Origin of the sequence: Priestia sp. SIMBA_032, assembly GCF_046535215.1 — a bacterium.
In the GTDB taxonomy this organism is placed as follows: Bacteria; Bacillota; Bacilli; order Bacillales; family Bacillaceae_H; genus Priestia; species Priestia aryabhattai.
The window spans coordinates 1-266 of record NZ_JAWRXD010000793.1 but is presented as its reverse complement, the minus strand read 5'-3'; the positions used below and the strand labels follow the sequence as shown (position 1 = coordinate 266).

The following is a 266-nucleotide window of genomic DNA, read 5'->3' as shown; positions in this document are numbered from 1 at the left end:
CGAAACGCGACCTCACGTCCCCCTAGAAGAAGCGCGCCCGAGCTGGGTGCGTGGTCGCCGGTGAGGATCTTCAACAGAGTTGATTTGCCGGCACCGTTTTCTCCCATCAGGGCGACGACCTCGCCTGCCCGAAGTTGGATGGATGCACCCGAGAGGGCGGCCACCGGTCCGAATCGTTTCGCTACATTCACGGCCTCGAACACGACAGGATGAGCCTCGGGCTGGCCGGGTGAGTTGTCTTTCATGCGTACTTCTCCCTTAGCAAG

At 61.3% G+C, this 266-nt stretch carries 1 protein-coding gene; it reads right to left on the bottom strand.

Features of this window, described 5'->3' with window-relative positions; all coding sequences use genetic code 11:
- Nucleotides 1-245: ATP-binding cassette domain-containing protein (locus SB717_RS36505; protein WP_410907928.1), on the bottom strand; the 245-nt coding region annotated here is incomplete at its 3' end.
- Nucleotides 246-266 lie beyond the last annotated feature (21 nt).